7 protein-coding genes and 1 pseudogene are annotated in these 7,721 nt (G+C 40.9%); 4 read left to right on the forward strand and 4 right to left on the reverse strand.

What is annotated here, in order from left to right; all coding sequences use genetic code 11:
• The 3 genes and pseudogenes from H5072_RS21085 to H5072_RS07180 all read right to left on the reverse strand — a co-directional run.
• Positions 1-77: pseudogene (locus H5072_RS21085) on the reverse strand (DUF4381 domain-containing protein); the annotation flags it as partial.
• Between the two features lie 2 nt (positions 78-79).
• The gene (locus H5072_RS07175; protein WP_182693122.1) at positions 80-1,024 is read right to left on the reverse strand and encodes a DUF58 domain-containing protein; all 945 of its coding nucleotides are present in this window, start codon (positions 1,022-1,024) and stop codon (positions 80-82) included.
• A gap of 3 nt (positions 1,025-1,027) precedes the next feature.
• The gene (locus tag H5072_RS07180) at positions 1,028-1,984 is read right to left on the reverse strand and encodes a MoxR family ATPase (protein WP_007377762.1); all 957 of its coding nucleotides are present in this window, start codon (positions 1,982-1,984) and stop codon (positions 1,028-1,030) included.
• A 306-nt stretch (positions 1,985-2,290) separates the two neighbouring features.
• On the opposite strand from H5072_RS07180, the gene fadI reads away from it, so the two are divergent.
• The 3 genes from fadI (at position 2,291) to H5072_RS07195 (ending at position 6,392) form a co-directional block, all read left to right on the forward strand.
• Positions 2,291-3,601 (forward strand): acetyl-CoA C-acyltransferase FadI, encoded by a 1,311-nt coding sequence (fadI, locus tag H5072_RS07185; protein WP_004335629.1) that lies wholly within the window; start codon positions 2,291-2,293, stop codon positions 3,599-3,601.
• Entirely contained in the window at positions 3,601-5,808 is a 2,208-nt protein-coding gene (fadJ, locus tag H5072_RS07190) for a fatty acid oxidation complex subunit alpha FadJ (RefSeq protein WP_182693123.1), read from the forward strand. The genes fadI and fadJ overlap by 1 nt, the downstream gene beginning before the upstream one ends.
• Positions 5,809-5,882: 74 nt before the next feature.
• A complete protein-coding gene (locus tag H5072_RS07195) occupies positions 5,883-6,392 on the forward strand; it encodes a GNAT family N-acetyltransferase (RefSeq protein WP_024596740.1) in 510 nt (169 codons plus the stop codon).
• A 35-nt stretch (positions 6,393-6,427) separates the two neighbouring features.
• Here H5072_RS07195 and H5072_RS07200 read toward each other — a convergent pair whose 3' ends face one another.
• Positions 6,428-6,814 (reverse strand): MmcQ/YjbR family DNA-binding protein, encoded by a 387-nt coding sequence (locus H5072_RS07200; protein ID WP_024596739.1) that lies wholly within the window; start codon positions 6,812-6,814, stop codon positions 6,428-6,430.
• A 194-nt stretch (positions 6,815-7,008) separates the two neighbouring features.
• On the opposite strand from H5072_RS07200, the gene yeiP reads away from it, so the two are divergent.
• Complete coding sequence (gene yeiP, locus H5072_RS07205; RefSeq protein ID WP_182693124.1) at positions 7,009-7,581, forward strand: elongation factor P-like protein YeiP; 573 nt, start codon at positions 7,009-7,011, stop codon at positions 7,579-7,581.
• Positions 7,582-7,721 lie beyond the last annotated feature (140 nt).

A 7,721-nucleotide genomic window follows, 5' to 3' on the forward strand; every position in this document is an offset into this window, starting at 1 on the left:
GCAGGGGCGAGTGGCCACCAATTAACTTGGCTTGGCGCTATTATATCGTGCAGGCCATCGAGTGGATTGGTTTGCATGGTTATTTTCTCACTAATTGCAGCTCAAGCGGTGTTGCTGCATTGAATGATATTAAATTAAGACCCGATTTAGTTAGGCGATTAAAGCGAGCGCTAAATGCTTGCTCAGCATTTTTAGCAAAACGTTCTCTAAAGCTGTTATCCATTAATGGTAGGGCAAAGTCTTGACCATTTGCATTAACAGTAACGGCTTGCTTAAACGCAGGTAACTGATGCTCAAACGGATCGCTTATGTGGCAACCAATCAGCTCGCAGTGGCGGCTTAATATTTCAAGTTGCTTAAAGCTCGCATCATCCAGAGCATTAAAATCAGACACTAAATACACTAAGCTGCCTGGTTTTGCTAAATGGTTAAGGCGCTTTAGGTTATCGCTAAAGTTGTTAGTGGCTGTTTTATCAATATTGTTAAGCGCTTGCTGGTGGTTGTCGCATAAATTATGACAAAGCTTAAGCACGGCTTTTTCACGGGCGCTGGGTTTTAGCTCTAAATGCGAGTGCTGATTAAACACAATACCGCCAATTCTATCGCCGCGCTGACACGCCGACCATGCAACAATAGCGCTTATATGCGCAGCTTGCACCGACTTTAACAGTAACTTTGAGCCAAACAGCATTGAGTTAGAAAAATCAGTAAATACAAATACAGGACGCTCTTTTTCTTCTTGAAAGAGCTTTGTGTGAGTCTCGCCGGTACGCGCAGTAACTCGCCAATCAATAGAGCGAATATCGTCACCTTGCTGATAATGTCGCACTTCGGCAAATTCCATTCCTCGGCCTTTGTGCGGTGCAAGGTATTGTCCTGTTAAGGTATTTTTTATTTTTACCTTAGGGGCAAGTTCAAGCAATTGCGCTTTGGCTTTGTAATACATCAGCTCTTTGAGTGCTAAATTAACACCGTGGCTATGGCTCTGTTTGAGCCATGCTTGGGTTTCTAATTGTTTTTGCATAACTTATGGTACGGCTACAAGTTCAACTATACGGCTTATTACTTGATCTTTAGTAATGCCATCGGCTTGGGCTTCGTAACTTAAAATAATGCGATGACGCAGTACATTATGCACAACAGCTTGAATGTCATCAGGTGCTACAAAGTCACGGCCTTGAAGCCATGCATGAGCACGAGCACATTTATCAAGTGCTATTGTTGCACGCGGACTTGCACCAAACTCAATCCAGCTACCTAGTTGCGCGTCTAATTTAGCGCCTTCACGAGTGGCAATAATAAGTTGTACTAAATATTGCTCAAGTGGCTCTGCTAAATAAAGGCCTAATATTTCTTTACGAGCTGCAAATAAATCGCTTTGACTAATTTTTTGCATTACTGGTTGTTGTTCGTTAAGCGCTTCGCCGCGTGTTAAACGCAGTATATCAAGCTCATGCTCTGCGCCAGGGTAGTCAATACTTAGGTGCAGTAAAAAGCGATCCAGCTGGGCTTCTGGTAACGGGTAAGTCCCTTCTTGCTCTAGCGGGTTTTGCGTTGCCATAACTAAAAACAGTTCGCTAAGCGGATAGGTATTTTTACCCACGGTAACTTGTCGCTCTGCCATGGCTTCTAGTAGTGCTGATTGTACTTTGGCAGGTGCACGATTAATTTCGTCAGCTAAAATTAGGTTGTGAAAAAGAGGGCCTTTTTCAAATACAAACTCGCTAGTTTGTTGGCGGTAAATATCGGTACCTGTTACATCAGCTGGTAATAAATCTGGCGTAAACTGTACGCGCTGAAATGAGCCTTCAATGCCTTTAGCAAGTGCATTAACTGCACGTGTTTTTGCAAGCCCAGGAGGGCCTTCTACTAATAAGTGACCATCAGCTAAAATAGCAATAAGTAGCGCTTGAGTAAGCTCTGGCTGGCCAATGATTTGTGTATCTAAGTACGTTTTTAATTGTGAAAATGCGTTAGCTGCCATAATAAGTGGACTGTCCTCGTCAGCTGGGTTTGTACCTAATAGTGTTAGGTGATAAATACTGACCTATTTATAAGGTTTATAATTGGGTAACTCAAGAGTTAGACTGTATTTTTTAAAATAGTTCGTTATTTTTTAACGAATTTTAGCGTACCACAAAACTTTGTAAATGCGTCTAAAAAAGCCTATTGTGATAGTCGTAATTAAACACTGTTTATATAAATTTGTGTTTATCTATTGGCTTTAGGGCACGGGTTGTTTAGAATCGAGGAAAACAAACAGGTCAGACCTGTCAGCGGGAGAGCATAAATGTCTGAGCAAAACATACTAAAAACACCAAAGGGCGACCGTATTGCCATCGTTAGCGGCTTACGTACACCTTTTGCAAAACAAGCAACAGCGTTTCACCATGTACCTGCACTTGATATGGGGAAATTGGTGGTTAACGAAATGCTTGAACGATTAAATTTCAATAAGTCAGAAATTGATCAACTTGTATTTGGTCAAGTAGTACAAATGCCAGAAGCGCCAAATATTGCACGTGAAATTGTATTGGGCACAGGTATGCCTGTATCGGTTGATGCATATTCTGTATCGCGCGCATGTGCTACCAGCTTTCAGGCTATTGCTAATGTAGCTGAGTCTATTATGGCGGGATCTGTAAGTGTAGGTATTGCAGGTGGCGCAGATTCGTCATCAGTATTGCCAATTGGTGTAAGTAAAAAGCTAGCAGGCAGCTTAGTTGATTTAAATAAAGCGCGTACGCTTGGTCAACGTTTAAAAATATTTTCAAAACTACGTTTAAAAGACTTATTACCAGTGCCTCCTGCAGTTGCAGAGTACTCAACAGGCCTTTCAATGGGGCAAACTGCTGAGCAAATGGCTAAAACACACAACATTAGCCGTGAAGATCAAGATGCGTTAGCGCATCGTTCTCACTCACTTGCAACGCAAGCATGGGCTGATGGTAAGTTAAAAGATGAAGTAATGACGGCGCATTTACCGCCATATAAAAGCTTTATTTCAGAAGACAACAACATTCGTAAAAACTCAACGGTTGAAGGCTACGCCAAGCTTAAACCTGTTTTTGACCGTCAGCACGGTACTGTTACCGCCGCAAATGCAACACCATTAACTGATGGTGCAGCGGCCGTACTTATGATGAGCGAAAGCAAAGCAAAAGCACTTGGCTATGAAATACTAGGTTACGTACGTAGCTTTGCATTTTCGGCAATTGGCGTAGAAAAAGACATGTTAATGGGCCCAGCTCATTCAACGCCTATTGCACTAGATAGAGCGGGTATTACGCTTGCTGATTTAGATTTAATTGAAATGCACGAAGCGTTTGCATCGCAAACACTTGCCAATATGAAAATGTTTGCCTCAGACAAATTTGCACAAGAGCATTTAGGTCGCAGCAAAGCAATTGGCGAAATTAACATGGATAAGTTTAACGTTAACGGCGGCTCTTTAGCATATGGTCACCCATTTGCAGCAACAGGTGCACGCTTAATTACGCAAAGCTTACACGAGCTTAAACGTCGTGGTGGCGGTTTGGCATTAACAACAGCGTGTGCTGCTGGTGGTTTAGGTGCAGCCTTTGTATTGGAGAGCGCGTAATGACTGATTCAGTATTTAATTTAGCGGTAGATGAAAACAAAATTGCCGTAGTAACGATTGATGTGCCAGGGGAGAAAATGAATACCCTGCGCAGTAGTTTTGCCGATGACTTAAAAGCATTATTAGAAGACGCTAAGTCGCAAAATGTAAAAGGCATGGTATTTATAAGCGGAAAAACCGATAACTTTATCGCGGGCGCCGATGTAAAAATGCTTGATAGCGTTCAAAAGCGTGATGATGCTTTAGCTATTAGCGAACTATGCCATCAAGCATTTTTTGATATGACAAAACTGCCATACACAACAGTAAGTGCGATTCATGGCGCTGCATTAGGTGGTGGTTTAGAGTTTGCTTTAGCGTGTGACTACCGTGTTGGTACCGACAGCGATTTAACAAAAATTGGCTTACCAGAAGTGCAACTTGGTTTACTACCAGGTGGCGGCGGTACGCAGCGCTTAACTAAAATTGTTGGTATTCAAAAAGCACTTGAGTGGATGCTAACAGGTAAACAAATTCGCCCTAAGCAAGCTAAAAAAGCAGGCGTGCTTGATGACTGTGTACCACACAGTGTGCTGCTAAAAGTTGCAAAAGAATTTGCGACTAAGAAAAAGCCACAAGCAAAAGAGCCAAAGCTCGACAATATTAGTAAATTACTAGAATCAAACCCGTTTGGCCGTAACTTTATCTTTAAAAAAGCTAAAGAAAACGTACTTAAAAAAACGGGCGGGCACTACCCAGCACCACTCGCTATTATTAAAGCTGTGCGTGCTAGTGTAGAGCTTGATGAGCTAAAAGCGTATAAAACAGAAGCTGAAAGCTTTGCAACACTTGTAATGAGTGACGAATCGAAAGCGCTTCGCGGTATTTTCTTTGCAACCACTGAAATGAAAAAAGAGTGGCGCAATGATGACGCACCCGCAATTAGCAAAACTGCTGTTTTAGGTGGTGGACTAATGGGCGCAGGTATTGCGCACGTAAGTGCTGTTAAAGCTAAAGTACCGGTACGTATTAAAGATGTAGCAGAGCAGGGCATTAGTAATGCAATGAGCTACACCTACAAAATTTTAGACAAGCGCCTTAAGCGCCGTATTATGTCTAAAGCTGATATGCAGTTAACAATGAACCGTATTACAGGTACAACAGACTACAGCGGCTTTAAACACATTGATTTAGTAATAGAAGCTGTGTTTGAAGATCTTGCGCTTAAGCAAGGTATGGTTGCCGACGTAGAGCAGCAATGCCAAGAAAATACAATTTTTGCTAGTAACACGTCATCATTACCAATTTCGCAAATTGCAGCGCAGGCAGCACGTCCTGAAAATGTAATTGGCTTACATTACTTTTCACCAGTAGAAAAAATGCCATTAGTGGAAATTATTCCACACGAAGGTACATCTAAAGAGACTATTGCTCGCGTTGTTAACTTTGCACGTAAGCAAGGTAAAACGCCAATTGTTGTAAAAGACATGGCCGGTTTTTACGTAAATCGTATTTTAGCGCCTTACTTAAACGAAGCTGCTAATTTAATGCTTGCGGGTGAGCCAATTGAAAAGATTGATGCAGCCCTAGTTGAGTTTGGCTTTCCGGTAGGACCGCTGGCTCTACTTGATGAAGTAGGGATTGATATTGGCTCTAAAATTGCTCCAATTCTTGAAAAAGAATTAGGTGAGCGTTTTAAAGGCCCTGATGCATTTATGCGTATGATTGATTCAAAACGCCTTGGCCGTAAGTCCGGTCGTGGTTTTTATGAATACGACAAAAAAGGCAAAAAGGTTGATGAGTCAGTTTACGAACTATTGGGTGTTACCCCAGCTCCACGTTTAAACAAAAGCGAAATTGCTAAGCGATGTGTATCGAAAATGCTTAACGAAGCAGTACGCTGTTTAGATGATGGCATTATTGCAAGCCCTCGTGATGGCGACATTGGTGCAATATTTGGTATTGGTTTCCCACCATTTTTAGGTGGCCCGTTTAGCTATATGGATAAATTAGGCGCAAGTAAAATAAGCTCTGATATGTCTACATTGGCTAACAGCGATGCTAACTTTGCTCCATGTGAGTCACTGGTAACAATGGCAAGCTCTGGTACTACTTTTTATAATGCAGCAACTGTTGAGGTTGTAGCTCCTGAAGTACAAAGCACTGAGCCACAAGAGCAAAGTGTCACTGAGCCTGAAGTTACTAAAGAGATTGAAACAAAAGAATAAAGTTTCTACTGTTTATAAAAACCGCATTTAGATGCGGTTTTTTTATGATTTTTAATATTTAAATGAGGAGCTTAATGACATTATTTACACAAAGATTGAGCATGTACCAAATGGAAGAATCTGATTGGCCTCTTTTTCTAGCGCTTCATCGCGATCCTCAAGTCCTTAAGTATTGTTTTGATATGCCAATGGAGTCACTGATAAGAAACCGCTTTGAGATACGCTTACCTAAGTGGAATACTAAATCACGCCACCCACTGTGCTTACTCATTATTAATAATAAAACAAAACAACCAGTGGGTGTTACAGGCTTTGCCTATGACGGAGAAACCGCAGAGCTTGGTTATTTATTATTGCCAGAGTATTTTAATAAAGGCTACGCGACAGAGTCTTTAAGAGCTGTGATTGATTGGGCTTGGAAAGAATGTGGTATTAGGCAGTTTAAAGCTGTCGTAACGCGTGGCAATATTGGTTCTGAAAAGGTGCTTAGTAAGTGTGGCTTAACCCATACCGATACACTTTTTAAAGTGCATACAATAGGCGAAAAGTTATATGACGATTTAATTTATACGCTTAAGGTTTAAGGTTTTAATGGGCTAGTAGCCTAGCCCAAAAAGTGCTACAAGTGAAGTGCGATAGCTTTGCGGTCTTTTTCTGGCATATTTTCTACGACTAAATTAAATGAGTTATCAATCATTCTCTCAATTTCACTTTGTGCAATTGTGCCGTCTAAAATTACTGTGTTCCATAAGCGTTTATTCATATGGTAACCAGGGATCACTGCCGGGAAAGTATCACGCAATGATATTGCTTCATCAGGATCGCATTTTAAGTTAAGCCACCAAATAACCTCACCATCATCATTAGTTTGACCGTCATTGCCAATAGCAAGAGTCGCAAACATTTTATGATTCACTTTATATACATCAACCTCTTGCGCAAATGGTTTTGTAACCTGAACAAGTGGTTTTTTAACTAAATACTCATGTACTTTTTTCTGGTCCATGATCCATTCCTTGAAGTCATACTCGGTAAAGCTACCATAGCAGTTTTTTTCACATTTGATTATATGTATTTTAGTATAAATTAAAATTTTACAAGCTAATACAACATGTAGCGTAAAACCAACGTAATTTTAGTTGAACAAAATCCAGTTCGTGGTATGTTTCTGCCAATCAAAAAAATAATAGGAATTCACACATGCCAAAGGCGAGTGATGTTAAAAAAGGTACTGCTATTGACTTCAATGGCCGCGTTTTAGTTGTAAAAGATATTGTGCGCTCTGTGCCGCAAGGTCGTGCTGGTGGTAGTTTATACCGTATGCGTTTATACGATGTGGTAACCGGTGGTAAAGTTGACGAAACATTTAAAGACAATGACATGCTAACGCTGGCTGATTTAACACGCCGTGAAGTAATGCTATCGTACATTGATGGCGACGAGTATGTGTTCATGGATAATGAAGATTACACGCCTTACAACTTAAACAAAGATGCTATTAGCGAAGAAATTTTATTTGTTAATGAAGAAACGCAAGGCGTACACGTCATTGTTATTGATGGCGCGCCAGTAGGACTTGATTTACCGTCAAGTGTTGAACTTGTTGTTGAAGAAACAGACCCATCTATTAAAGGTGCATCTGCAAGTGCTCGTTCAAAACCTGCACGTATGTCTACTGGCTTAAATATTTCTGTGCCAGAGCATATTTCAACAGGTGACCGTATCCGTATTAATACTGTTGAACACAAATTTATGGGTCGTGCTGAAAAGTAACGCGTAAATTATAATTTTAAAAGCCGAATCTGTGTTTAACAGGTTCGGCTTTTTTGTGCGCGGGTATTTGTTGCTTTAAATTTAATCACGTTAGCGTTAGAATAAGCGCCGTATTTTTGAGCAACTTTAAGGGGGAGCTT

Origin of the sequence: Pseudoalteromonas sp. SR45-5, from assembly GCF_014163565.1 — a bacterium.
Classification (GTDB): domain Bacteria; phylum Pseudomonadota; class Gammaproteobacteria; order Enterobacterales; family Alteromonadaceae; genus Pseudoalteromonas; species Pseudoalteromonas distincta.